The organism is Paenibacillus piscarius (genome assembly GCF_022234545.1).
Classification (GTDB): Bacteria; Bacillota; Bacilli; order Paenibacillales; family Paenibacillaceae; genus Paenibacillus_AQ; species Paenibacillus_AQ piscarius.
In genome coordinates this window covers 88,976-113,604 of the sequence record NZ_JAIEUI010000011.1, presented here as the reverse complement: position 1 = coordinate 113,604, position 24,629 = coordinate 88,976, and the positions used below count along the sequence as shown (strand labels likewise).

Genomic DNA, 24,629 nt, shown 5'->3' with positions numbered 1-24,629 from the left:
TTCACCGCAGTGACGATCAAGCTTCAAGTCCAAATCCTAAGTGCTTCTTGTATACTACAGTGCTTCCTATATACCACGAACATCATTCGCAGGAGGAATAGACATGCAAATTACAAGACATCCCAATAATCCGATTGTCGTCCCGGGCGGCTATGAATGGCGTAAGGTGACCGTGTTCAACCCGGCGGTTATCATCGATAACGGCAAATTCTATATGATCGAGCGCACCGCCGGCTCCCTGACTCCTTGCAAGAACTTTCTGGGGCTGCTGGAAAGCGAGGACGGCGTGAATTTCACCCATGTGAAGGATGAGCCGATTGTCACCCCGGATATGCTGGGCTTCCCGTACGGCAGTGTACAGGACCCGCGCATTGTGAAGATCGATGGCACATTCTACCTGAACTACGCCTTGCGCCCTTGCGCCATGAGCTATTATCCTACCGGACGCGGCGTCCCTGAGCGCTCCATTCCGAAATACCCGGATGGCTGGGGAGAAGAGGAGGGCCACTGGCTGACCCGCTCCTCGATTCTGAAGTCAACCAATCTGCTGGACTGGGAGTTCGTCGCCGACACCACGCCGCTGGACATCAACGACCGGGACAACATCCTGTTCCCTGAGAAAATCAACGGCAAATTCGTGCTGCTCCGCCGCCCTGAGGAATATGTGGGCGAGGCCTACGGCACGGAGAAAGCCGCTATGTGGATTACCTATTCCGAGGATCTCGTGCATTGGGAAGAGCCCAAGCTGCTCGCCACCGCCGGGAACCTGTCCTGGGAATCGCGGAAGATCGGCGGCTCTACGCCTCCAATCCGTACAGACAAGGGCTGGCTGGTGCTCTATCACGGTGTAGATGAGGATATCGTCTACCGTGTAGGGGCGATGCTGCTGGATCTGGAGCAGCCGGAGAAAATCATCGCCCGGACCCATAACTTCATTATGGAGCCGGAGACGTATTACGAGAAATTCGGCTTCCAGATTCCGAATGTCATCTTCCCGACCGGCAACGTGGTCAAGGACGGCCTGCTCTATATCTACTACGGCGTAACCGACACAGCGATTGCGCTGGCTACCGTGCCGCTGGATGAACTGGTGGAGCATATTTTGCAGGAAGCGGAGTAACCCAAGCACTCGTGAGGCAGGCTGCCTGATTCGTCCCGCAAATGGCGCGGTGGCGAATCTCCTGCACAGCTGCTGGTGACATAAATGTTGCATATTTTGCAGCTTCGGTTCGCAGATAGCCAGCTTAACAGCAGGAATGTTGCATAGAATGCAGGAATAATCCTGCCACATTGCCCGGAAAAGATGGAATCCTGCCTTTTGTGCAACAATTACGCGTTCGGGGCAACAGGATGAGTGAAATGTTGCATTATGTGCAGGATTGATTGCAAGTCAACATCCAGGGCGGAGACTCCGCCCAATCAAACCGGTCTTTTCGCAGCGGTCCCCTTCAAGGCATGTTCCTTGCGGTACTGTCCCGGCGTCAGGCCGGTTTCTTTTTTGAACTTGCGGATGAAGTTGGGCGTATCCAGGTAACCGACCTGCTCGATAATCTCCTTGAGCGGCGCGCTGGTGTTCTCCAGCAGCCGGATGACCTCGTCCACACGCCGCTGCCAGATATATTGCGAGAAATTGCTGCCGGTCTTCTCCTTGAAGCTGCGGCTTAAATAAGAGGTCGAGATGGCGAACTTCAGCGCTACATGCTCAAGACTCAGGGTGTAGTCGGCAAACTGCTGGTCCACATACGCCAGAATGTCATCCATCAGGGAAGACTCACTGGTCTCCGTATTCCGCTCGACCTGGGCGCATATGGCAGCCGCCAGCGAGAGCAGCCGGCTCTCCAGCTCCTCCAGCGTCTCGAAGGAGGTCAGCTCCGGCATATTGGTGAACACCTCATCCATACCCAGCTCGGAAGCAGTACGCAGAAAAGCATTCAGCAGATCGAAGCAGATACACCGCAGCAGATGAACCTGCAGCGGCTCATCCTTGATCGTGTCAATGGTGTCAGCAATCATCTGGGCCGCTACCGACTCGTTGCCCTGCTTCAGACTCTGCTCCAGCTTCAGCATGGATTTGCGCGGAATCCAGAAGCTCTCGGCTGCGGAGGGGTTCAGCTCGGCCAGCTGCTCGAAGTAGGTGACCTGGCCGCTGCGCCGGATCATCCGGTGCTCCAGCGCGGCGGCGGCTTCAATGAACGACTGGTTCACCCGGGCGAGATCGCGGTAGGCCATGCCGACACCGATGCTCAGCGCAAGCTGCGAGTGTTCACGGATTACATCCTGAATCCCTTCAATGACCTGCTCCATCCGGCTCTGAACGGGCAACTCCCCCTCTCCTGGGAGGGAGATGATCAGGGCGAACTGGTCCTTAACCGAGAATTCAATCCCGAAGATCTGCGCATCCGGGCCCGGCAGGCAGATATTGCTTAGCATCTCCTGCAGCAGATGGCGTTCCTGCCAGGACTTGCCGCCCGGAGCGGTATCATCCCAGGACAGGATGGCCGAGAAGTAGAGGCCCTGTCCCTGCGGATGCCGGAAGCCTGCGCTCAGGATCATCTGCTCGATCTCGGGATCATCCGGCTGGCCGTGCTTGAGCAGCAGCAGCATACACTGGTTGCGGACAAAAGGCTCCTGAAGATTAATCCGGGCACTGTAGTCATGAAGCGTCTGCCGGATGGATTCCCATTCATTGCGCAGCTTCGGAGCGTCATTGCCGCTGCCCCGCGGCTTGGCGAATTCCATCAGATCGCGGATCGGGTGGTATTGCCGCTTGGCCAGCAGCAGCGCGGCCGCTATGCCGGTAACGACCGTAATGCCGAAGACAATCAGAATCAGTGTCTGCACATGGGCGACCCGGCTGAAGAACTGGAAGCTGGGCATTGTGGTGACGTAGGTCCAACCGTTCTCTTCAGACTTCACAGAGACCACGGAGTATTGCTCCCCGTCCAGCTCCAGGTTATGAATTCCCGGCTGAAGAGCCGAGATCGTCTGCAGCTCGTTCTGGGGAAGGCTGACGCCATGGCTGTTCGCGGTCAGCACCTCGCCGGAGGGACCGAAGATATAGCTGCTGCCTGAGAAATCGCTCAGTACCGAATCCATGACACCGGTCAGATTGGATTCCTTCATCAGATAGACGACCGTCCCGTAAGGGAACGGGTCATTCGGCTTCACCGGGACGAGCATGGCCAGCATCGGCTCCCTCCGGGAATTGACGGTTACATTCTCGGCAGGGCGCACCAGCGGCTGCCGGGTCTCATTCAAATCGCGCCGCAGCTCCTCCGGGGTCCAGCGCTCGAACTGGTAGAGCGTATCGAAGGTGACATGAAGATCAGTCAGGCCGCGGTAAGAATAAATATTGGCATCGCCATGGATATAGAGGAACAGATCCTCCGCGATGCTGCTGCTGGCCTTGTAATTCGCCAGGGCCTGAATCGCCTCCAGACTGTAATAGGGATGCCGGACCATGTAAGGGGTCAGATGCTTGTCATAGGCAATTCTGCCGGCGATCTCCTGCAGCTCGTTCATCCGGCCGTCGATGGTGCTTTTCACCTGATTGAGCTGATTGACATTAGATTGTTCAATTTCGACCCGCAGGCCCTTGACGGCGTTTTCATAGACGAAGATGGTAACGCCCGTGAGCGGGATCAGGAACATGAGGATATAGGAAAAAGCGTATTTCAGCAGCAGCCTTGACTTGAAATGATTCCAGGTCAGCCGGAACCGGTTCAGCAAGGATGGCTTGGATGCGGGATTGGCCATGCAGCAGTACCTCCAGTATTAAGATATTCGGACTAGAAATCTAGGATGGAATCTCTTGAATTAGAAATTGTGGTTCTCTTCTGGATTACACTTGTGCTACTATAAACATTATAACATTATAATCTTTAGAGTGAAGCAGCTTTATATTTTTCTAAGAGGACGGCATGTCCGTTACTACTTGTTAAATATAAAGATGTATGAAGTTCATGTCATTAATCATTTTTTGTAATCCCCTGTGAACCGGGGCTAGAGAAGGAGATGGGACGAGTGGGCACAGAGAACGTGCTGCGCAATTTGCGGCTGGTGGACGGCCGGACGGTGGATATCGCCATTCAGGATGGAATTATCACCGCGATTACCCCGCCGGGGCAGGCAGAAGGGAAGACCCTGCTGGACTGCTCCGGCTTATACGGCTCCAGCGGATGGATTGATCTGCATGTACATGCTGTGCCGGAGCTTGACCCCTACGGCGATGAGATCGACGAGATCGGGGTGAAGCAGGGGGTGACGACAGTGGTGGATGCCGGAAGCTGCGGGGCAGACCGGATCGGGGCTTTTTATGATGCCAGTCTTCAGGCTGCTACACGGGTGTTCGCGCTGCTCAACATCTCAAGAATTGGCCTTGCGCGGACCGATGAGCTCTCCAAGCTGGACTGGATTGACCGGACCTGCGCAATTGCAGCAGTGAAGGCTTATCCTGAATTCATCGTCGGCCTGAAGGCCCGTATCAGCCAAAGTGTCGTCAAAGACAGCGGCATACAGCCGCTTAAGCTGGCGTGTACCTTATCGGAGGAGTTGAAGCTTCCACTCATGGTGCATATCGGCTCTGCTCCGCCTGCTATCTCGGAAGTGCTGGAGCTGCTGCGGGCGGGCGACGTAATTACCCACTACCTGAACGGCAAAGCCAATAATCTGTTCCAGGCGGACGGTACACCGCTGCCGGAGCTGCTGGCTGCTGTAGGCCGGGGCGTCCGGCTGGATGTAGGACACGGCACCGCAAGCTTCTCCTTCCGGGTGGCGGAGCAGGCCAAGCGGGCCGGGATTGCGCTGAATACGATCAGCACAGACATCTACCGGGGCAACCGGCTGAACGGTCCGGTGTACAGTATGGCCGATGTGCTGACCAAGTTCCTCTATCTCGGCTACAGTCTGGAAGAGGTGATCCGTGCAGTCACCAGCAGCGCCGCAGCGTGGCTCGGCAAGCCGGAGCTTGGGCAGATCCGGGTAGGGGAGCAGGCCAATCTGACCTTGTTCAGCCTGGAAGCAGGGGAGAAGCAGCTTAAGGACTCCGAAGGCGAGGTCCGGACCGCGAATCACTATATTGAAGCAAAAGGAGTCTTTATCAATGGAACACTCATTACAGGCTAAATATGGATTGAAGCGCGTGATTAATGCCAGCGGAAGAATGAGCATCCTCGGCGTATCCGCGCCGACGGATTCAGTCATGGAGGCAATGAAGCAGGGCGGACAGCGGTATGTGGAGATCGCGGATCTGGTGGACAAATCGGGAGCGTACATCGCCCGTCTGCTCGGCTCGGAAGGAGCCGTTGTCGTGAACTCGGCTTCCAGCGGCATTGCACTGTCGGTAGCTGCGGTTGTAACCGCCGGAGATCCGCGCCTCAGTCTGCGCTTGCACCAGGAGCCGGTGCTGAAGAATGAGATCATTATGCTGAAGGGCCATAATGTGCAGTACGGAGCGCCTGTAGAGACGATGGTCTTCCTCGGCGGCGGCCGGGTGGTCGAAGTAGGATATGCCAACGAAGGCCGCGCAGAGCATATCGAACAGGCCATCGGGGAACGTACCGCCGCGATTCTCTATGTGAAATCCCATCACGCCGTCCAGAAGAATATGATCTCAGTAGAGGAAGCCTGGGAGGTTGCACAGCGCAGGGGCGTGCCGATGATTGTCGATGCGGCTGCGGAGGAGGATCTGCGCAAGTATGTCCAGTATTCCGATCTGGCCATCTACAGCGGCTCGAAGGCGGTCGAAGGTCCTACTTCAGGCATTGTAGCCGGCAAGCAGCAATACATCGGGTGGCTGAAGGTGCAGTTGCACGGGATCGGCCGCAGCATGAAGGTCGGCAAAGAGACGACCTTCGGACTGCTCCAGGCTTTGGACGAATACCAGGACAAGCGGGACAACAGCCAGCAGGAGAAGCAGTCGCTGGAAGCACTTCAGCCGCTCTCTGATCTTCCCGGAGTATCGGTCCGTATTGTGCAGGATGAAGCGGGCCGGGCGATTTACCGGGGACGCATCCAGATTGATGCCGCTGCTGCGGGCGTGGATGCGCGGGAGGTCAATGACCGCTTGCGGGAAGGCGAGATTGCGGTGTATACGCGGGACTATGGGGTGAAGCAGGGATATTTCGATATCGATCCAAGGCCGCTGCAGGGTGATGATCTGCAGGTCATTGTCAGCAGAATTCAAGAGATTATAGGAGGCAGATCATAATGAGCAAGATTCAGGAGCGTTTCTATAAGAACAGAGCGGCATTGAATGTGCTGGCCGGCAGTATCGGCAATGCCAAGGGTATCTATGAGGCTGCCGAAGGGCACGTACTGGTAGGCGTATTATCCAAAAATTACGCCAACGCCCAGGAAGCGTCCGCCGCTATGACGGAGTATGGACAAGCCATCCAGGATGCCGTCTCCATCGGGCTTGGCGCGGGAGACAACCGCCAGGCGGCGGTGGTCGCAGAGATTGCTTCCAGCTATGCGGGCAGCCATATCAATCAGGTATTTCCGGCTGTAGGCGCAACCCGGGCTAATCTGGGAGCGAAGGACAGCTGGATTAACAGCCTGGTCTCCCCCTGCGGACAGCCGGGTTATGTCAATATATCCACCGGCCCGGTCAGCGCGGGGAATGCCTCGCAGGCCATCGTTCCGGTCCGCGCCGCCATTGCGCTGGTCCGGGATATGGGCGGCAATGCGCTCAAATATTTTCCGATGAAGGGGCTGGAGCTGGAAGAAGAGTATCGTGCGGTAGCCAAGGGCTGCGCTGAGGAAGGTTTTGCTCTGGAGCCTACGGGCGGCATCGATCTGGATAACTTCGCACCTATTCTGGAGATTGCGCTTGAGGCCGGCGTGCCGCAGGTGATCCCGCATGTCTATTCCTCGATCATTGATCCGCAGACGGGCAATACGAACGTGCAGGATGTCCGCACACTGCTTGGCACGATGAAATCGCTGGTGGACCGGTATGCCTAGAATCGCTGCCTTCGGCGAAGTGATGATGCGGCTGCAGGTTCCGGGGGTGGAGACATTGGCCCAGAGCAGCAGGCTGGAGTACTCTTTTTCGGGGAGCGGGGTAAATGTAACGGCAGCGTTGGCCAGATATGGCCATAACGGAGCACTGATCACGACCTTGCCGGAGACTCCGGTGGGGGAAGCCGCCATCGCTTATCTGCGCAAGCTTGGGGTAGATACGTCGTTGATCCGCCGGGGCGGCAAGCATCTCGGGATGTACTTCCTGGAGAACGGGTTCGGTGCCCGCCCCGGAAGAGTCACGTATACCGACCGGCTGGGCAGCAGCTTCAATACCGCAGAGGCCGGTCAGTATGACATGGCAGCGCTGGCTTCCCGGGTGGATGTGCTTCATCTGTGCGGCATTACGCTGGCTATGAATGACGGGGTGCGCGGGCAAATGAAGCAGCTTGCGGCGGAGGTGAAGCGTGCCGGTGGCAGGGTGGTATTCGACTGCAACTACCGTCCGGCCTTATGGGGCGAGAACGGCTATGCCAAGGCCCGCCCGCATTATGAGGACCTGCTTACGCTTGCGGATCTGGTGCTGATGAACGAAAAAGATGCGCTGCACATTCTTGGCACCGGCACGGCAGATTATGATAGAATAACACAGTTGAAGCAAGCGATTCCCGCTGTGGCGGAGCGCTTCGGAATCACAGTGGCAGCAGGCACACACCGTGAGATTAACGCAGATAATACGCATTCCCTGACCGGCTACATTTACCGTCAAGATGCGTTCGCGTTCTCTCCCAAGCTGACCTTCCCGGTGTATGACCGAATCGGTGCCGGGGATGCTTTTGCCAGCGCCATTATTCATGGTGAATTGCAGAATTATCCGCAGCAGCAGACGGTGGATATGGCAGCGGCCGCAGCGATGCTGGCCCACACCATCCCGGGCGATACAGCGATGTTTACCGAGAGCGAGGTGCTCCGGGCGCTGGATGGCCATACCTTAGATGTTGAAAGGTAGTGAACGTAAGGTGTCACTGAAACGCAAGCAAGGTCCTTTATACCAGCAGATCCAGAAGATCCTCAAGGACCGGATTCTGCACGGGGTATACCCGCTCGGCAGCATTATCCCCTCCGAGCCGCAGCTGGAGAAGGAGTTCGGTGTCAGCAAAATGACGGTCCGCGGCGCGGTCCAGGAGCTGGCCCAGGAAGGGTATGTGCAGAAGAAGAGCGGCGTCGGAACCATTGTCATGCGCAATACCGCCCACCAGAAGCTCTCCAAGGGCAAACGGTTCACAGAGCTACTGGTGGAAGCAGGCCATAAGCTGGAAAAGAAGCTGCTGGTCACAAGCCTGGTCACCAATGATCCCAGGACCGAGGAATACAGCCGCTACGGGCCGTATTGCCAGCGGATTGAACGTCTGTACATTCTGGATGGACAGCCTTATATCCACCTGGTCCATTTTCTGGCCGCAGCAGCCCTGCCAGGCGGAGGTGCAGCAGAGATGGATGCGGACTTCCAGTCCCTGTACGACTCCCTGGAGGAGAACGACATCGTGCTGGAGAGCTTCAGGGACCGCTTCTTCGTGGAGCCTGCGCCGCCTGAGGTCTGCCTGCTGCTGAACCTCCCGCCCGGTACGCATGTGCTCAAGCGCCTGCGCAACTCTTATGATGCGGAAGGCAGACTCATTGAACACAGCATCGGCTGCTACAATACGGAGCTGCATCATTATCTGGTCAGCTACGATACTTAAGGCTCATCATGCTCATCATTATGCTACGGCCACCCACAAGCTTGCTTGTGGGTGGCCGTAGCATTTTTGCGTATATAGATTGGACGCGAAAATATACGGAAAGGGAAAGTGGCGGAGGGGAATTTTGGAACTGTAGGAGCGATAGCGTCCGCCTTTGTCACCGGATTTTTACCGCTATTAGCGGTTCTAATCATGAAATCTGGGGACAACAGCGGCCGAAAGTCCAAACATTCTCTGGAGTCACGGCTATCCCGCAACAGAAAATACAAGTACATTCTATATAGTACATCTTCCGTTCATCTTCTGTTCATATTGCCGTCATAGAGAGGACATCTTCGTCCGGTAAGCTTGTATGAACAGCCATGAAGCAAGCCTACAAACAGACAGGGGAAGATGATCATGAGACCACCTGAGAAGAAAACAGCTGTAAAGCAAACGAAGTTCAAGAAAGTGCGCAACATTCTGCTTACAATATTGGGGGCGATCCTAGCCGCTATCGTGCTTTTTGTGGGGATTGTGTATATCACGAATGTTATCAGCAGCAATGCTGAGGCCAAAAGGATAGAGCCTTACGGCCAGCATGTATCCGTAGACGGCAAGAATATGAATGTGTTCATTCAAGGCGACGGCCCGGACACGGTCGTACTGCTTCCCGGCTTCGGAACCGCTTCACCGGCGCTTGATTTCAAGCTGCTCATTGATGAGCTGTCTCCGCATTACAAGGTTGTAGTAGTGGAGCCTTTCGGCTACGGCTTAAGCGACGCCACGAAGAAAGAACGGACCGCAGAGAATATCGTAAGTGAGATCCATGAAGCACTGCAGCAGCTTGATATTGACCGTTACATCCTGATGGGCCATTCCATTTCAGGCATTTATAGTCTGGATTATGTGAATAAATACTCAGATGAAGTCATTGCATATGTCGGCCTGGACAACAGTGTACCCTCGCTGAGTGAGAAAAAGATTGAGTCTTCAGAGACAACTATGGTTAAATGGTTCCGCAACTTAGGCTTTGCCCGGCTGCAATTGAAGCTGAGTGCTGACCAATATGAGGGACTGCCGTATGATGAACATACCAAAGAACAATTGAAGCTGCTGATCCAGAAAAATATGTACAACCCGACGCTGTTAAATGAGGCGGAGAACATGTACTCCAGCTTTAAAGGGGCTGAACAGCGGAGGGTAACGTTCCCGCCTAATCTCCCTGTCCTTCTTTTTGTTCAGGCAGAGCATCCGGCAACCGATCAATGGATTCCTGAGCATGAGAAGCTGATCCGGAATTCCGTCCATGCTGAGATGGAGCTGCTGGATGCCAACCATTATTTGTACCGTTCCCATCCCGCAGAAATTGCGGAGAAATTCATGAGCTTCATGAAGGGAATCGCGCAGCAGCCTTGAGGCTCTGCCGGGGCTTACTAAACTTAATAAAACACAGTGAATTAATGAGAATTTTAGCTTTTCAAATGACATGGTTTGTGAGAGAATAGGTACAATCTTGGTAGAGTCAACATTTGCCATCACCTATATTTAGAGGAGGAAACACCATGTCAGAAGAGCGCAAGCTGTCCTTTGAAACCCTCGCCGTCCATGCAGGCCAGGAGATTGATCCCACTACTCTAGCCCGTGCCGTGCCGCTGTACCAGACCACTTCCTACGGTTTCCGCGATGCGGAGCATGCTGCGAATCTGTTCGCGCTGAAGGAGTTCGGCAATATCTACACCCGGCTGATGAATCCGACGACCGATGTGTTTGAACAGCGGCTGGCCGCACTGGAGGGCGGGGCTGGCGCACTGGCGACCGCTTCCGGGCAGTCGGCGATTTCCTTCTCTATTCTTAATATTGCCGGAGCAGGCGATGAGATCGTCTCCTCGGCCAGCCTCTACGGCGGAACGTATAATCTGTTCTCCACCACGCTGCCCAAGCTGGGCATTAAGGTGAACTTCGTGAACTCCGATGACCCGGAGAACTTCCGGGCAGCGATCACAGATAAGACCAAGGCACTCTACGCCGAGACGATCGGCAATCCGCAAGGGAACATTCTCGATATCGAAAAGGTTGCCGCCATCGCCCACGAGCACGGCATTCCGCTGATTGTGGACAACACCTTCCCGAGCCCGTACCTGCTGCGTCCGATTGAACACGGGGCCGATATCGTCGTACATTCGGCCACCAAATTCATTGGCGGACACGGAACCTCCATCGGCGGCATCATCGTGGACGGCGGCAAGTTCGACTGGAAGGCCAGCGGCAAGTTCCCGGGCCTGACCGAGCCGGACCCGAGCTACCACGGCGTAGTCTACACAGAAGCGGTAGGGCCAATCGCCTATATCATCAAGGCCCGCGTGCAATTGCTCCGCGACCTTGGCGCGGCGATCTCCCCGTTCAACTCCTGGCTGCTGTTGCAGGGTCTGGAGACGCTGCACTTGCGCCTGGAGCGTCACAGCGAGAATGCGCTGAAGGTGGCCCAGTATCTGGAGGCGCATGATGATGTAGAGTGGGTCAGCTATGCCGGACTGCAGAGCCATCCATCGTATGAGCTGGCCCAGAAATACCTGCCGAAGGGCCAAGGGGCGATCCTGACCTTCGGCATCAAGGGCGGGGCTGCCGCCGGTGTGAAGGTCATCGAGAACGTGAAGCTGTTCTCGCATCTGGCCAATGTCGGCGATTCCAAGTCGCTGATCATCCACCCGGCCAGCACAACCCACCAGCAGCTGTCGGTTGAGGAGCAGAAGGCGGCTGGTGTAACACCAGAGCTGCTGCGCTTGTCCATCGGCACCGAATCCATCGACGACATCCTCTATGACCTGGAGCAGGCGATCGCTGCCAGCCAGCGGGGATAGGCGCTGTTCCTTGCGGCAATAGGAAAGGAAATCACAGACCATTGTTTGATGCAGGGCGTTTCTGCATGAGGCGGTGGTCTTTTTTTGGCGGGATTAATTCCCCAACTGAAGTGGGCCGGTGAGTGTATTTTGTGCACGCCTGTTGATTAGCTAAATTATGGGAATGCAAGATTATTAGTCAAAAAAGTAATCCATTCAACGGGTAAACGTTGCAGCGTAAATAAGCGGTCAAAATCGGCAAATGTTAGTTTGGCGCTCCAATGCACCCCTGCATTGCCTTCGTCAAACAGGAATTTCAATAACACATAAACCAGTAGAGCGGTATACAACTGTCCGTACACAGCATTGGGTGTGGTCCCAAATAAGGTTGGAATGTTTAAATGCTGCTTAATCCAGCGAAAAAACACTTCAATTTGCCACCGCTTCCTGTAGATTTCTGCAATCCGCTCAGCGGAGTGCCAGTGCAGATTCGTAGCAAGGATCACCGGGTTACCTTGCGGATCTTTTAGGATCACTACGCGAAAACGGTGTTTGGAAAGCCGTTGCCCTTTTCCCAATTGGCAGGTGAAATCTTGTTCGAGGGTTCCCGTGAAGGGTTCGCTTCGTGTCCGGGCGACCGGGGACTGAAAGAGCGTGTTGTCCTTAAGCCGAATGACAAAGAATTGCTGCTGCTCCAGATAGTCATCGAATCGTTTGTGACCGCCATACGCCCGATCGGCTACGAGAATAAACCGCTTGTCGATCACCTCGGGACAGCTTTTAAAATCATGGGAATTCCCCGTAGTCTCGGTCACCTTATAGAGTCGGCCTTCATCAGCCACCACCGACACGTGTAATTTGATTCCAGCACGTTCGCCTTTCAGCGGAGCCCAAGGAAGCCGCTTTTTACCCACAGTAATTTTAGTGGAATCGACGAGAAGTAAGTCTTTAGGAATCCCTAAATGTCTTCGAGTCGAGCGATTACACAGATCGATCATGAGGTTCAGCAGTTGCTTAAACAGCTCGAAGGGGACATCTTTCGCTTTTTTGGAGAGCGTAGAATGGTCTACGGGTCTAAGACCGCTGGAATCCATGCGTACTTCACCATCCCGATACCCCTCCCATTGCTGGAACGAAGCCTCCGCCAAGAATAAAAAGAGGTCATAGACGGTGAATTTCCTTGCTCGATCGACATATTCAAGCTCCTGAAGGAATGGTTGAAGTTTCTTTTCGGGAATCACCAATTGCAGAATGTTCGAGATTGAAGTAGACTTTTTCATGAGGTCGCCTCGTTTCGGATGTTTGTAGGGGTACAAACACTTTACCGAATGAGCGGCCTTTTTGCTACCTTTTTTTGGCTAATCAACAGGCCTGTATTTTGTGCAATAGATTAAGCCATATCCGGCGTTAAAACCCGTTCTAATGTATTCCATACAATAGATTTCCGGCATACGTCCCCAAAACACCATTTCCGCAAAAATCTGCTGTACAAACTGCAACAGATCGCTTTTTGCAGCCGCTAAAGAGAAGATCTGCTGTATAAAATACAATAGATCACTGTGCGCCAAGCAGAACTCGAAGCCTTGCTCGAACCCGCAGCCGAAACGCAACCCAACGCAACCCCAGTTCAAAGCCATTAGAGACTAACAACAAAATATGTAAATGTTACTTCCTGCCCGCTTCAGTTCACCCACCTACTCCAGCTCGCGCACTCCCCCAACTCGCCGCCCCACCGTGTCCACTACCGATCCGGTAAGGTGCTGCTGCCGCATTCATTTGATACCGTTTGCATATTTCAGCATCTTTGCCCGTAACTATAGAATGAAGCATGTGAGGTGTTGACAGCAGTCCTGAGAGGAACAGAGCGGCAGTAATCCAAGTGAGAAAAGGTGGGTGCGTGGATGAAGGGTGAACGCCAGCAGAATGAGGGTCTTAAGCATGAGGAGCATCCGTTCCAGTCTAACCCCGGTAGCCGGGTGTTTGGTGCAGAGATGAGCCAATCCGCCTCAGTAGCCTCTGCCGCAGCGGAATTTCTTGCTGAGGGGGACCGGCGCAAAAGTACCGTGAGCACGAACCGCAGTTATGTCCGCCGTCCCGGGGAACGCCAGCCCTTCCTGGTGCTGCGTGAGGGCAAGGGGGACGGGGCTGCCCGCCGTGAGGCGTCCTGCGTCTACCCTGTGGGCCCCTGCCTGATCCGCGCCGAGGAATGGCTGCTGGAGCCGGAGCTGTCGGCGCTCTATTCGCGCTGGATGTCATGCGGGGAGGCGGAGCCGGCGCAGGCTGAGCGCATCCTGCAGCGCATCTATTACCGGCTGCGGGCATCCTCGGCGGCCTTAGTGGAATCGCCTGACGGCGTATGGGCGGCTGTCACTCTGCCCTATACGGCGGAGCTGGCCGCCCGCCCGGACCGGCTGGCCGCGCTGCAGGACGCGCTGCTCGGCGCGCTGTTCGCCGCCGTCCTGCACAGCCAGCGGCTGGGCGGCGACAGCCGCATTGATCTGCTGGCGCCGTACCCCGCCAGCTTGGAGGAATTCGCAGCGCAGCGCGAATTCATCGAGGACGTGGCCGAGCAGACCCTCGGCCACGCTTATGCGGCAGCCTGCCGCATCGGGGCGCTGCTCGCCCCCGATGTGAGCCCGGCTGCCGCCGGGGAAATCGCGCGCATCGCCGATTTCCTGGTGCTGGACGGCGCGGCGGGCGAAGCCGCGCCGGGGGAGAACGCCGCCGAGGGCTTCGCCCGGGCGGCGGCCGGGGTGCTGGCCGCCGTGCGCCGGGTGCGGCCGGCGGCGGCAGTGCTCGCCGCGGGGGCACCGGCGGCGTACGCGCTGGCCGATCTGTATGAGATCGGGCTGAGCGGGGTGTTTTGCGGCGCGGCCCAGCGGACCGACGCGCTGCTGCGGGCGGCCTGCCTCACCTGGATAGCGAGGCAGGAGCACCCCGATGCTGCTGCCGGAGGCTGGCAGTAGCGTCAGCACCGGCAGCACCAGCAGCACCGGCAGTAGCGGCCATGCTCAGCCGGTAATCGGGAGAGTGGGAAACCACTCTCTTTTTGGTATGCGAAAAACCGAGGGAGGAGCCACACGCTCACCCATGCTCTCCCATGCTCCCCAGCCAGTAACATTCATAGAGAAATCTTGCACCAAATGCAGCAATACTGCCCAATACGAAGCGGTCCACGCGGAAATCCTGCATCAAATGCAACAAAGTCAGCGATAACTTGCTCTCTGCGCCGGAATTTTTGCAAATTATGCAACATTGTACCCCAGCCAGTAACCTTCATAAAGAAATCCTGCATAAAGTGCAACTATGCTGCTCCATACCCATATAAGCGGCCGGTGAAAGAAGGCACCGTCACTCCTCCATCCTGAACCATCCAACTTTACGCACTTGCACAACTCCCGGCTACTCGTTAGACTCATTTTAAATCAGGCAGAACGAGCAGGGGGATGACTCATGAACATCGAGAATCTGGAGGCGTTTGTATTTGTAGTCCATTTAGGCAGCTTTAATAAAGCGGCGGAGGCCTTGTTTTTGAGCCAGCCGTCCGTGACGGCCCGCATCCGTTCCCTGGAGAACGAGATGAATGTGAAGCTGTTCCACCGCAACGGCAGATATATTCAATTAACAGAGGGCGGCAAGAAGCTGATTCCCTATGCGGAGAAAATCCTCCAGTCTTACCGTGAAGCCACCTACAAAATGAACCAGCATATTGCGCTGCCGGAGGAGGTGCGGATCGGCTGTTCCATTTCGATCTCCAATTATCTTCTCCCCGGGTTGCTGGAGAGCTTCAGAGCCAAATTCCCCGACACCCGGGTCAAAATCCTGTCGTATCCGTCCGAGCAGATCATGACCCGCATTCTGGAGGAAGAGGTGGATTTCGGCCTGGTGCGTACGACGACCCATCCCCGGATGATCAGCAAAACGATGCTGTCCACCTCCATCGGCCTGTACGCTGCTCCGGATCATCCGCTTGCGCTGCGCAAGGAGACCATCAAGACGGCCGACCTGCTGGACCATGAAATTATCTTTTATGATCACCTGTCGGAGGAATGGCTGCTGCTGGTCAAAATGTTCGAATCGATGCAGATGCGCCCCAACATCATTTTTGAAGTGGATAATATGGAGACCGCCAAGCGGCTGGTGGAGATCGGCAGGGGCGTATGCTTTTTGCCGGAATATTCGGCCAGAAGTGAGATCCTCAAGAAGACTCTGGCCCGCATACCGGTTGAGTCCGAGGTGGATATTCACGCCAAGGTCTCGCTGATGTATCTGAAGGAGAAGGATGAAACTGCTGTGCTGGAATTCTTCTCGAACAAGGAATTATACAGGAAGAATATAACATAACAATAACATATCAAGTTAGCTCTAAATAGACAGTCTTTATAACAAATAAGATTATGTCTATTTTTTTTATTTAAAAATTCATGTTAAGGTAGTTAGCAAGAAATAAAGACACCGGGATGTCATTAAAGTTAACTTAAAGCTCAATCCCACGGCGTCGCAAACTACAATGACTGAAGGGGTGTTCTGAAATGGTATTTCATCTTAAAGGCATCAAGTCGCTGGCTGTGATTACAATCCTGACTTCCCTGCTTGCGGGATGCGGCAATGCTGCGGACAACACTTCTGCGGCCAATCCGGCGGGTTCGCCTTCCCCGGGGAATACTACCTCTGCAAGCGGGGGCCTGGTGGACAAGGTTAAAGCGGACGGCAAAATAAAGGTCGGTACGGATGCAACCTATGCACCGTTTGAATTTGTTGAGGATGGCAAAATTGTAGGCTATGGCGCGGAAATTCTGGCTGAAGTGGTGAAAGAGCTGGGAGTGAAGCTGGAGCAGCCGGATACACCTTTTACCGGTATACTGCCGGGGCTGGATGCCGGGAAGTTCGATATTGTGGCTACGTCCATGACCATCACACCGAAAAGACAGGAGAACTACCTCTTCACAGTCCCGATTGCCGAAGGAACGGCGGCGGTGATGAAGCATAAGGGGGATGATTCGATCCGGACGGTGGATGACCTGAACGGCAAGATTGTCGGTGTTCTGATCAATTCGGGTCCGGTGGATGCACTGAAAAAATATAACGAGCAGTTAAAAGCGAATGGCGGCGGCTTCAAGGAAATGAAGGAATATGTAAGCTATCCCGATGCCTATCAGGATCTCGCTGCCAAACGGGTGGATGCAGTGGTCCAGGCTCTGCCGGCCATGTCCCAGCTGGTCAAAAGCCGGCCTGATACCTTTGAGATCGTAGGCACGATAGGAGATCCGACATATCTGGCCTGGATGGTCCGCAAAGGGGACACCGATATGCAGCAGTATCTCAACCGTGTGATTATCGGGATGAAGGACAGCGGCAAGCTGGCGGAAATGCAAAAGCAGTGGTTCGGGTTTGAGATGAAGGTTCCTGATGAAATGTACAGCATCCAAGATTAAGGATGTGTGAAGCGGGGTGTGTGAATGTTTGAATTTGAAACGGTTGTGAAGTATTTACCGAATTTACTGCACGGTGCCCTGTTAACAGCGGGAATATCGGCAGGGGCCATTGTACTCGCCTTTCTGGGAGGAATTCTGCTCTCGCAGATGCGGGTCAGCGGACTGAAAGTATTGCAGCTTCCTGTCCGTGCATACGTAAGCTTTATCCGCGGTGTCCCGTTTATTATCCAGCTGTTCGTCATTTATTACGGCATCTCCCTGATCGGGGTGGACATGCCCACCTGGCTCATCGGCATGCTGGCGCTGGCCATGAACTCTGCGGCCTATCAATCCGAGTATTTCCGCGCGGGGCTGGAATCAATTCCGCCAGGCTATATTGAGGCTGCGCGGGCCCTGGATATGAGCAAGCTGCAGATTCTGCTGCGGATCAAAATGCCGCTCGTCTTTGCCAAGCTGGTGCCGCCGCTGACGAATGAATTCATTCTGGTGCTGAAAAATTCGGCGATTGTATCGATTATCTCCGTCGTGGAGCTGCTGCGGACCGGACAGCAAATTATAACAACCACCTACAGGCCTACAGAAATCTATATCATGGTTGCAGCGATCTATCTGGTCATTAATTTGGGTCTGATGCTCCTGATTAATCTGTACCGCAGGAAACAATCGGTGTGGACCGGCAGAAGCGGAGGTGACAGGGCATGACGATTGATTTCTCTATCCTGCTCGATTTCTATCCGGCCCTGCTCCACGGCCTCTATAATACGATACTGATCTGTGCATCCAGCCTGGTGCTGGGGATGCTGCTCGGCGTGCCGATCTGCATGCTGAGAATGTCCGCCAGCGCCGTGGTCCGGTTCATCGGCAAATCCTATATCAATGTGGTGCGCGGAACCCCGTTCCTGGTTCAGGTCTATCTGCTCTACTACGTAGGTCCGTTATACGGATTAACCTTAAGCGCCTTTGCCTGCGGAGTGATTACGTTGACGATTTTCGGCAGCGCCTATTTCGCGGAGATTTACCGTTCTGGAGTGGAGTCCGTCCCGAAGGGACATTTGGAAGCAGCCCGTTCACTGGGCATGAGCCGTTTTCAGGCTTTTACCCGGATTACCTTTCCGCAGATGATGGCGCTCATTATTCCGATGCTGACCAATCAGCTGGTCGGTCTGGTCAAGGAGTCGGCGATTCTGTCCACCGTGACGGTTCATGAGCTGACCTTTGCCGGGACAAGGATTATCGGCGAGACCTTCCGCTATTTCGAAGTATACATTGCGCTTGCGCTCCTGTACTGGATATTGAATACACTGCTCGCTGCGCTGGCGGACAAGTGGGAGGCACATTTCACCAAATATATGAAGCGGAACAAAAGATCAGAGTGGATTTAGCGAATTTTTCAGCAGGAGGGGATCTGTATGGGTAGTTCTGTAGCTGTAGAGGTAACCGGGCTGCACAAGAAGTTCGGGGACCAGCTTGTTCTGAAAGGCATTGATCTGCACATTGACATGGGAGAGGTTGTGGGCATCATCGGCCCCAGCGGTTCAGGCAAAAGCACGCTGCTCCGTTGTCTGAACCTGCTCGAAACGCCGACCGAAGGTGTCATCCGGATTCAGGATGAGGTGCTGTATGCGAGACAAGCAGGGGAGGCCCGGCCTGCCAAGTCAGCCCCTGGCAAGCTCAAAACCGGCATGGTCTTTCAGCAATTCAATCTGTGGCCGCATATGACCGTGCTGGAGAATGTCATAGAAGCACCGCTGCGGGTGAAGAAGACGGATAAAAAGGCGGCTATCCAGAAGGCGGAGGCGCTGCTTGCAAAGGTGGGTCTGCTGGAAAAGCGGGATATGCATCCCATTTATCTGTCCGGCGGCCAGCAGCAGAGGGTTGCGATTGCCCGGGCCTTGGCGATGGAGCCTGAAATTATGCTGTTTGATGAGCCTACGTCTGCGCTGGACCCCGAGCTGGTCGGTGATGTCCTGCGGGTAATGAAGGATCTTGCCGGAGAAGGCATGACCATGATTGTGGTCACGCATGAGATGGAATTTGCCGCCAATGTGGCTGACCGGGTGATTTTTATGGATCAGGGAGCCATTGTGGAGCAGGGAACACCGGAGACGATATTCCGCCATTCGCAGAGTCCCAGATTGCAGCAATTTTTGTCCAATACAAGCTTTACAGCCTTTGGCTGATCCTATGAATGATAAGGGGAATGTTCATTATGGAAATTACAAGATACCGCAAGTTTTCGACCCAGAGCTTTTATCCGTCACAGATGGGGGAGCCGGAGCATCATATTCAGAATGAATTTTGTATGGCTGTCCGGGCAGGTGACCGTATTTTCCTGCGGGGGCAGACCGGATTTGATCTGGACGGGAACTTCCGCGGGCTGGACAATGTTGCCGAGCAGACCGAACAGGCCTGCCTCAATATCAGACAGCTTCTGGGTGAAGCCGGCGGCTCGATGGACAATGTCTGCAAGATTACGGTGTATCTGACTGACCGGGATTACCGGAGCGAAGCCTACGCTGTTATTGCCAAGCATTTTCAGGGCGTATTTCCCTGCAGTACCGGTCTTGTCGTGAAGGGGCTGGCTCTGCCCGAAATGTATGTGGAGATCGATGTCGAAGCCATGGTGCCGAATAAGAATCAGGGGGAATTCAGATGACAGCAACGACTACAAGATTCAGGACGTTTAAGACAGAGCAATTCTATCCTGCCGGGATGGGTGCACCGGAGCATCATGTGCAGAATGAATTCAGCATGGCGGTGCGCAGCGGGCGGCGGATGTTTCTCCGCGGCCAGACGGGGTTTGACCTGGACGGCAACTTTCACGGGCTGGGCAATGTGGCTGAACAGACCCGGCAAGCGTGCAGGAATGTGAAGCAGCTGCTGGAAGAGGCCGGAGGGAGCATGCAGGATGTGTGCAAAATCACGGTGTACCTGACAGAAAGAGAGTACCGCAGCGAGGCTTATGCAGTGATCGCGGAGCATTTCCGCGGGGTATTTCCCTGCAGTACGGGACTGATTGTGGAAGGCCTGGCCTTGCCGGAGCTGCTGATGGAAATCGATGTTGAAGCTGTGATCAGGGAAGTGTAACGGAGTATGGACATTATTGCCATGCGGCGGGATTTACATGCCCATCCGGAGGTCGGATTTACAGAGTTCCGTACAGCCTCCATTGTAGCGGGATTATTATCTTCCTGGGGCTACACTACGGTGTATGGACCGGAAGCGCTGGACGGAGCTGTCCGCAAAGGAGTTCCGTCTGCCGGAATACTGGAAGCTGCTTATGAACGCGCCTTGGAGGATGGTGCTGATCCTGACATTGTCCGGCGGATGAAAGGCGGATATACGGCGGTAATCGGCATATTGCAAGGTAAACGTCCCGGGCCTGCCGCCGCCTTCCGGTTCGACATGGATGCGCTGCCCGTGACCGAGAGCCGGGGGGAGCAGCATCTTCCGCACCGGGAGGGCTTCGCCTCCCGCTACAGCGGAATCATGCATGCCTGCGGGCATGACGGCCATACGGCCATCGGCCTGGCGCTGGCGGAGCAGCTGGCGGACCGGGAGTTTGCCGGAACGCTGAAGCTGATTTTTCAGCCGGCGGAGGAAGGGGTCAGGGGAGCGGAGGCTATTGTCAGCAAGGGCTGGCTGGATGATGCCGATTATCTGTTCTGCCACCATCTGGCGACAGACGCTGTCTCAGGCCAGCTGTTCGCCGGTGCGCTTGGCTTTCTGGCTACTACCAAGCTTACGGCGGAATTCAGAGGAATATCCTCCCACGCGGGAGCGGCTCCGGAGCTTGGCCGCAATGCGCTGCTGGGCGCAGCGGCGGCACTGCTGAACATCCATGCCATCCCCCGCCACAGCGGCGGGCAGACTTTTGTGAATGTAGGTGTGCTTCAGGGCGGAACGGCGGCCAATATTGTGCCGGAGCAAGCCCGGCTGGTGCTGGAATGCCGTTCGGATTCCCTCGAAATCAATAACGATCTGGAGCGCAGGATCAGGCGGATTCTTCAGCATAGTGCTGAGATGTATGAGTTGTCCTGTGAAGTTGAAGTGACAGGTGCAGCCATTCCGGTTCATTGTGACGAGGAAGCTGTGCGGATTGTGGCGGAGGAAGCAGCCGGACACCCGGCCTTCCGTTCCATTTCTGAGCGTGTGGCAGTAGCAATCGGAAGCGAGGATGCCGGATTCATGATGCAGCGGGTCCAGCAGCGCGGAGGGATCAGCACTTATATGATTATCGGCTCTGACCGGCCTGCAGCCCATCACCAGCCTGAGTTCGATATTGACGAAGCCGTCCTTGCGCCGGCCGCTAATCTGCTGGCAGGCATAGCGCGGAAAGTGCTGGTGTAACGTCTTTTTTAATACCCGGTCCCGCCAGCCCTAAGGCTGAGGCGGAACCGGGTTTTGTCGATCTAATCCGCTCTACCCTAACCTAACCATCCCCCCGCCCGGAATCCGGCGCGCTTCATCCCCCACAGAAACCCATACTTCCGTAGCCGAAGGGTTATAGACCATCTCCTGCGAAGCCGAGAAGCGCAGTCCCTGCACAGCGGACAGATAGTCCACGATCTCAATGTTTGTCGCATACCAGATGTCTTCGTGACCGCCCATCATGGCGGCGAACTGCTCCAGCTCTCCCCAGTTGTCATCGTCATTGAACTCATAGCTGTGTCCCCAGACATACAGCAGCTGCATATGTGAGAAGCGGGGCTTCTCCTCCAGGAACTTGTTGCCCAGGGCGAGCATCTCCTTGTGGTGGCAGGTAGGGTGCCAGGCCAGCAGGTTGTCCGGCAGGCTGAAGCTGCGGTGGGAATTCACCGTGCGGGAATATTCGATGCCCAGGGCAGGCAGCAGGCCGATCACCTGATCATCGTAATTGCCGAACGGATAGGACATGCCCCTTACCGGATAACCGGCCAGCGCCTCCAGCGCCTTGCGGTCGGTCAGAATCTCATCCGCGATCCCCTCGCGCGGGGTCATGGTGAGGAAGGGATGCGTGCTGGTATGCGCCGAAATCTCATGGCCCTCATAGAGTGCAGCCACCTCGTCCCCCGAGATGTAGCCCTCCTTGCCGAACAACCCCGAATTCAGATGAAAAGCTCCCTTCAGCCCATGCTGATTCAGAATCTCCACGAGCTTCCGGTCGTAGGTTCTTCCATCATCCCAGCTCGTTGTTAGCGCTTTAGAAACTCCGCCCGGAAATAAATCGAATTTGACTCTCATTGCTGTTATCCTCCCTGACTATAAAATATACCGAATTTGCATGTGTGCACCGGTCCCGCCTAAGACGAATACGGCTCTACCCAAAACAATGCCAGAATAGAGCGCGATTAGCAAGATTCTTGTTAATGGACGGCATTCCGCCACTTGACTACACTGAGGTGGCGAACAGGGCATTCGGGCAGCAGCAGACCCTGGTCAGGACATTCACAAGGGGGAACATGATGAAGACGACCGTGTCACGAACAGTACTGGAAGGCCATATCGCCCGTGTTATTGAGCGGATGAAGGATATGCAAGGCTCGATTCAGGAGACCGCACCGATCGGAATTATTGCTATGGACAATTGGGAGTGGCCGCAGGGGGTGGGCTTGTTTGCCCTGTACAGCTACTACCGCGAGACCCGGCAGGAGGAGCTTCTGCATTATCTGACCGGCTGGTTCGACAGCAAGCTTGACGGAGGCATTCCGGTAAAAAACGTCAATACGATGTGTCCGATGCTTACCCTAAGCTATCTGGCCGAGGAGACCGGGCGCGCGGATTATATGCAGCTGTGCCGGGAGTGGCTGGAGTATGCGCTGCATGAGATGCCGCGCACAGAGGAAGGCGGTCTCCAGCATGAGGTGACCGGCAGTCCGAACACCGGGCAGCTCTGGGACGACACGCTATATATGACAGTGCTGTTTGTTGCCCGGATGGGGATCGTGCTGAAGGAGGAGGAGTGTATTCAGGAGAGCATCCGCCAGTTTCTCGTCCATCTCAAGTATCTGACCGATCCCGTGACCGGATTGTTCTTCCACGGCTGGACCTTCGAGGGCAGCCATCACTTTGCCCGGGCCCTGTGGGCACGCGGCAATTCCTGGTATACCGCCGGGCTCGTGGATTATCTGGAGATGGTAGAGCTGCCGTCAGGGGTGAGCAGCTTTCTGCTGTCCTCACTGGCACGGCAGGTACGCAAGCTGACGGAGCTGCAAGCCCCGGAAGGCGCATGGCATACTCTGCTGGACGACAGCAGCTCGTATCTGGAGACCTCGGCCACCGCCGCTTTTGCTTACGGGATGCTGAAGGCGGTGCGCCAAGGGCTGCTGCCTGACCACTACCGCAAGCCTGCAATGGCAGCACTGCATTACGTGCTGGGCCAGATCGGTGAAGACGGGATGGTGCAGGGCGTCTCCTACGGCACGGGGATGGGCGGTACGCTTCAGGACTACCGGGAGATTCCGGTCTGCCCGATGCCCTACGGGCAATCCATGACCCTGCTGCTGCTGGTGGAGGCGATAAAGCATGTATAATTCCGCTAGCACCAAGTCTGCCAGCATCAATCCCTCCAGCATCAATCCCTCCAGCACCAATCCATCCAGCATCAATTCCGCCGTCATTGGCTTGCCGGGGCTGGACCGGATTGCCTTCCATAACGTGGCCGAGCTGGAGCCGGCAGCAGGCTACGGCGTGCACCTCCGCCGCGTTCCCCGCAGCGTCAGGGAGCAGCTGAACGAGCGGGGCCGGTTCATCGCCGGGGAAGCGGGCGGCTGCGAGCTCAGATTCGTCACGCCGGCTCCGAATATCCGGGTCACGCTGACCTTGCCGGAGACGGACGGCAGCGTAACAGTATACAAGGGCGGGCTGTTCCACTCCAGGCATGAGCTGCAGGCCGGGACGATCCGCACCCTCCAGTTAAGCGAGCCGCCGCGGCTGGCGATGGCAGAGCGTGAGCTGCTGATGACAGCGGGCTTCGCGCCGGAGGTATGGCGGATCTGCTTCGGACGCTATGACTGTGTGGTCTGCGGCATCGAGACCTTCGGCCATCCGCTCCGCCCGCCGGTGGAAGGGGAGATCCCTGGCAAGCGCTGGATCGCTTACGGCTCGTCCATTACCTATGGAGAGAACGGCAGCGTGCCGTATATTGCCCACGCGGCCAGGAGGCTGGCGGCCGATGTACTGAATCTCGGCATGAGCGGCTCCTGCCACTGTGAACGGGAGATGAGCGACTATCTTGCGGCACAGGAGGACTGGTCACTCATGACGCTGGAGCTGGGCGTGAACATGCGCGACCATCTGCCGGCGGATGAATTCCGCGAGCGGAGCGGCTACCTGCTTGACCAGCTGGTGAGCAGACATCCCGGGAAGCCGATAGCGGTGATCACGATGTATCCTAACTTTGCGGTGTTCCCCGGCAGCGGAATCGCGGAGAAGGATCTTCAATTCAATGATATTCTGCGCAGTCATGTGCAGCGTCTGTCCCATCCCAAGCTGAGCCTGATCGAGGGGAGCCGGGTGCTGGATGATCTGGCCGGGCTGTCCTGCGACCTGATTCACCCGGGGGATGAGGGGCATATACGGATGGGTGAGAATCTGGCCCGGGAGCTGGCCGGAATCCTGTGAACCCAGGCTGCATAAGGGTTCGCGCCGATTAACAGAAAAACTGAATATTGCCCTAACCCGCTGAAGCGGCT

The 24,629-nt window shown here is 55.7% G+C and carries 22 protein-coding genes; 19 read left to right on the top strand and 3 right to left on the bottom strand.

From position 1 onward, the window contains the following. The first annotated feature begins 103 nt into the window (after positions 1-103). Positions 104-1,120, top strand: a complete 1,017-nt coding sequence (locus tag K1558_RS18310; protein ID WP_238653091.1) for a glycoside hydrolase family 130 protein — start codon at positions 104-106, stop codon at positions 1,118-1,120. Positions 1,121-1,419: 299 nt separating this feature from the next. Here the strand turns inward: K1558_RS18310 and K1558_RS18305 are convergent, their stop codons facing one another. Further along, on the bottom strand, positions 1,420-3,756 hold the full coding sequence (locus K1558_RS18305; protein ID WP_238653090.1) for a helix-turn-helix domain-containing protein: 2,337 nt from the start codon (positions 3,754-3,756) through the stop codon (positions 1,420-1,422). Between the two features lie 267 nt (positions 3,757-4,023). Between K1558_RS18305 and K1558_RS18300 the strand changes: the two genes are divergently transcribed. The 7 genes from K1558_RS18300 to K1558_RS18270 all read left to right on the top strand — a co-directional run bounded on the left by K1558_RS18300 (position 4,024) and on the right by K1558_RS18270 (position 11,542). Beyond that, positions 4,024-5,124: an amidohydrolase/deacetylase family metallohydrolase gene (locus tag K1558_RS18300; RefSeq protein ID WP_238653089.1), complete on the top strand. Its 1,101-nt coding sequence runs from the start codon at positions 4,024-4,026 to the stop codon at positions 5,122-5,124. After that, positions 5,102-6,208, top strand: a complete 1,107-nt coding sequence (locus K1558_RS18295) for a DgaE family pyridoxal phosphate-dependent ammonia lyase (protein WP_238653088.1) — start codon at positions 5,102-5,104, stop codon at positions 6,206-6,208. Before K1558_RS18300 ends, K1558_RS18295 begins: the two co-directional genes overlap by 23 nt. Continuing rightward, positions 6,208-6,963 (top strand): 2-dehydro-3-deoxy-phosphogluconate aldolase, encoded by a 756-nt coding sequence (gene dagF / locus K1558_RS18290; protein ID WP_238653087.1) that lies wholly within the window; start codon positions 6,208-6,210, stop codon positions 6,961-6,963. The genes K1558_RS18295 and dagF overlap by 1 nt, the downstream gene beginning before the upstream one ends. Further along, on the top strand, positions 6,956-7,969 hold the full coding sequence (locus tag K1558_RS18285) for a sugar kinase (RefSeq protein ID WP_238653086.1): 1,014 nt from the start codon (positions 6,956-6,958) through the stop codon (positions 7,967-7,969). Before dagF ends, K1558_RS18285 begins: the two co-directional genes overlap by 8 nt. A gap of 10 nt (positions 7,970-7,979) precedes the next feature. After that, positions 7,980-8,702 carry a GntR family transcriptional regulator gene (locus K1558_RS18280; RefSeq protein ID WP_238653179.1) on the top strand — a complete coding sequence of 241 codons (723 nt, stop codon included), beginning with the start codon at positions 7,980-7,982 and terminating at the stop codon, positions 8,700-8,702. A gap of 399 nt (positions 8,703-9,101) precedes the next feature. Next, positions 9,102-10,100: an alpha/beta fold hydrolase gene (locus K1558_RS18275; protein WP_238653085.1), complete on the top strand. Its 999-nt coding sequence runs from the start codon at positions 9,102-9,104 to the stop codon at positions 10,098-10,100. 146 nt (positions 10,101-10,246) lie between these two features. Further along, positions 10,247-11,542: a homocysteine synthase gene (locus K1558_RS18270; RefSeq protein ID WP_238653084.1), complete on the top strand. Its 1,296-nt coding sequence runs from the start codon at positions 10,247-10,249 to the stop codon at positions 11,540-11,542. 155 nt (positions 11,543-11,697) lie between these two features. On the opposite strand, the gene K1558_RS18265 is transcribed toward K1558_RS18270, so the two are convergent. After that, positions 11,698-12,801: an IS4 family transposase gene (locus K1558_RS18265; RefSeq protein WP_238653083.1), complete on the bottom strand. Its 1,104-nt coding sequence runs from the start codon at positions 12,799-12,801 to the stop codon at positions 11,698-11,700. 621 nt (positions 12,802-13,422) lie between these two features. Between K1558_RS18265 and K1558_RS18260 the strand changes: the two genes are divergently transcribed. From K1558_RS18260 to K1558_RS18220, 9 genes are all read left to right on the top strand, one after another. Further along, the gene (locus K1558_RS18260; protein WP_238653082.1) at positions 13,423-14,487 is read left to right on the top strand and encodes a hypothetical protein; all 1,065 of its coding nucleotides are present in this window, start codon (positions 13,423-13,425) and stop codon (positions 14,485-14,487) included. Between the two features lie 487 nt (positions 14,488-14,974). Next, positions 14,975-15,865, top strand: coding sequence for a LysR family transcriptional regulator (locus K1558_RS18255; protein WP_238653081.1), 891 nt, complete (start codon positions 14,975-14,977; stop codon positions 15,863-15,865). 188 nt (positions 15,866-16,053) lie between these two features. Further along, a complete protein-coding gene (locus K1558_RS18250; RefSeq protein WP_238653080.1) occupies positions 16,054-16,956 on the top strand; it encodes a transporter substrate-binding domain-containing protein in 903 nt (300 codons plus the stop codon). A gap of 24 nt (positions 16,957-16,980) precedes the next feature. Continuing rightward, positions 16,981-17,658: an amino acid ABC transporter permease gene (locus K1558_RS18245; protein ID WP_238653079.1), complete on the top strand. Its 678-nt coding sequence runs from the start codon at positions 16,981-16,983 to the stop codon at positions 17,656-17,658. After that, positions 17,655-18,338 (top strand): amino acid ABC transporter permease, encoded by a 684-nt coding sequence (locus K1558_RS18240; protein WP_238653078.1) that lies wholly within the window; start codon positions 17,655-17,657, stop codon positions 18,336-18,338. Before K1558_RS18245 ends, K1558_RS18240 begins: the two co-directional genes overlap by 4 nt. Before the next feature lie 27 nt (positions 18,339-18,365). Continuing rightward, positions 18,366-19,136: an amino acid ABC transporter ATP-binding protein gene (locus tag K1558_RS18235; protein WP_238653077.1), complete on the top strand. Its 771-nt coding sequence runs from the start codon at positions 18,366-18,368 to the stop codon at positions 19,134-19,136. Between the two features lie 29 nt (positions 19,137-19,165). Further along, positions 19,166-19,612, top strand: coding sequence for a RidA family protein (locus tag K1558_RS18230; RefSeq protein WP_238653076.1), 447 nt, complete (start codon positions 19,166-19,168; stop codon positions 19,610-19,612). Then, the gene (locus K1558_RS18225; RefSeq protein ID WP_238653075.1) at positions 19,609-20,043 is read left to right on the top strand and encodes a RidA family protein; all 435 of its coding nucleotides are present in this window, start codon (positions 19,609-19,611) and stop codon (positions 20,041-20,043) included. Before K1558_RS18230 ends, K1558_RS18225 begins: the two co-directional genes overlap by 4 nt. A 6-nt stretch (positions 20,044-20,049) precedes the next feature. Further along, positions 20,050-21,306, top strand: a complete 1,257-nt coding sequence (locus K1558_RS18220; RefSeq protein ID WP_238653074.1) for an amidohydrolase — start codon at positions 20,050-20,052, stop codon at positions 21,304-21,306. Positions 21,307-21,378: 72 nt separating this feature from the next. Here the strand turns inward: K1558_RS18220 and K1558_RS18215 are convergent, their stop codons facing one another. Further along, positions 21,379-22,179 carry a polysaccharide deacetylase family protein gene (locus K1558_RS18215; protein WP_238653073.1) on the bottom strand — a complete coding sequence of 267 codons (801 nt, stop codon included), beginning with the start codon at positions 22,177-22,179 and terminating at the stop codon, positions 21,379-21,381. A gap of 218 nt (positions 22,180-22,397) precedes the next feature. On the opposite strand from K1558_RS18215, the gene bglB reads away from it, so the two are divergent. Both bglB and K1558_RS18205 read left to right on the top strand, forming a co-directional pair. Further along, on the top strand, positions 22,398-23,468 hold the full coding sequence (gene bglB / locus K1558_RS18210; RefSeq protein WP_238653072.1) for a beta-galactosidase BglB: 1,071 nt from the start codon (positions 22,398-22,400) through the stop codon (positions 23,466-23,468). Continuing rightward, entirely contained in the window at positions 23,461-24,558 is a 1,098-nt protein-coding gene (locus K1558_RS18205) for an SGNH/GDSL hydrolase family protein (RefSeq protein ID WP_238653071.1), read from the top strand. The genes bglB and K1558_RS18205 overlap by 8 nt, the downstream gene beginning before the upstream one ends. Positions 24,559-24,629: the final 71 nt, after the last annotated feature.

What these genes read in the sequence shown, in the direction of transcription:
- K1558_RS18310 (WP_238653091.1), top strand. Translation starts at nt 104, where the DNA reads ATGCAAATTACAAGACATCCCAATAATCCGATTGTCGTCCCGGGCGGC.
- K1558_RS18215 (WP_238653073.1), bottom strand. Translation starts at nt 22,179, where the DNA reads ATGAGAGTCAAATTCGATTTATTTCCGGGCGGAGTTTCTAAAGCGCTA.
- K1558_RS18245 (WP_238653079.1), top strand. Translation starts at nt 16,981, where the DNA reads ATGTTTGAATTTGAAACGGTTGTGAAGTATTTACCGAATTTACTGCAC.
- K1558_RS18205 (WP_238653071.1), top strand. Translation starts at nt 23,461, where the DNA reads ATGTATAATTCCGCTAGCACCAAGTCTGCCAGCATCAATCCCTCCAGC.
- K1558_RS18255 (WP_238653081.1), top strand. Translation starts at nt 14,975, where the DNA reads ATGAACATCGAGAATCTGGAGGCGTTTGTATTTGTAGTCCATTTAGGC.
- K1558_RS18295 (WP_238653088.1), top strand. Translation starts at nt 5,102, where the DNA reads ATGGAACACTCATTACAGGCTAAATATGGATTGAAGCGCGTGATTAAT.
- bglB (WP_238653072.1), top strand. Translation starts at nt 22,398, where the DNA reads ATGATGAAGACGACCGTGTCACGAACAGTACTGGAAGGCCATATCGCC.
- K1558_RS18225 (WP_238653075.1), top strand. Translation starts at nt 19,609, where the DNA reads ATGACAGCAACGACTACAAGATTCAGGACGTTTAAGACAGAGCAATTC.
- K1558_RS18230 (WP_238653076.1), top strand. Translation starts at nt 19,166, where the DNA reads ATGGAAATTACAAGATACCGCAAGTTTTCGACCCAGAGCTTTTATCCG.
- K1558_RS18250 (WP_238653080.1), top strand. Translation starts at nt 16,054, where the DNA reads ATGGTATTTCATCTTAAAGGCATCAAGTCGCTGGCTGTGATTACAATC.
- K1558_RS18265 (WP_238653083.1), bottom strand. Translation starts at nt 12,801, where the DNA reads ATGAAAAAGTCTACTTCAATCTCGAACATTCTGCAATTGGTGATTCCC.
- K1558_RS18275 (WP_238653085.1), top strand. Translation starts at nt 9,102, where the DNA reads ATGAGACCACCTGAGAAGAAAACAGCTGTAAAGCAAACGAAGTTCAAG.
- K1558_RS18240 (WP_238653078.1), top strand. Translation starts at nt 17,655, where the DNA reads ATGACGATTGATTTCTCTATCCTGCTCGATTTCTATCCGGCCCTGCTC.
- K1558_RS18220 (WP_238653074.1), top strand. Translation starts at nt 20,050, where the DNA reads ATGGACATTATTGCCATGCGGCGGGATTTACATGCCCATCCGGAGGTC.
- K1558_RS18305 (WP_238653090.1), bottom strand. Translation starts at nt 3,756, where the DNA reads ATGGCCAATCCCGCATCCAAGCCATCCTTGCTGAACCGGTTCCGGCTG.
- K1558_RS18270 (WP_238653084.1), top strand. Translation starts at nt 10,247, where the DNA reads ATGTCAGAAGAGCGCAAGCTGTCCTTTGAAACCCTCGCCGTCCATGCA.
- K1558_RS18285 (WP_238653086.1), top strand. Translation starts at nt 6,956, where the DNA reads ATGCCTAGAATCGCTGCCTTCGGCGAAGTGATGATGCGGCTGCAGGTT.
- K1558_RS18260 (WP_238653082.1), top strand. Translation starts at nt 13,423, where the DNA reads ATGAAGGGTGAACGCCAGCAGAATGAGGGTCTTAAGCATGAGGAGCAT.
- dagF (WP_238653087.1), top strand. Translation starts at nt 6,208, where the DNA reads ATGAGCAAGATTCAGGAGCGTTTCTATAAGAACAGAGCGGCATTGAAT.
- K1558_RS18235 (WP_238653077.1), top strand. Translation starts at nt 18,366, where the DNA reads ATGGGTAGTTCTGTAGCTGTAGAGGTAACCGGGCTGCACAAGAAGTTC.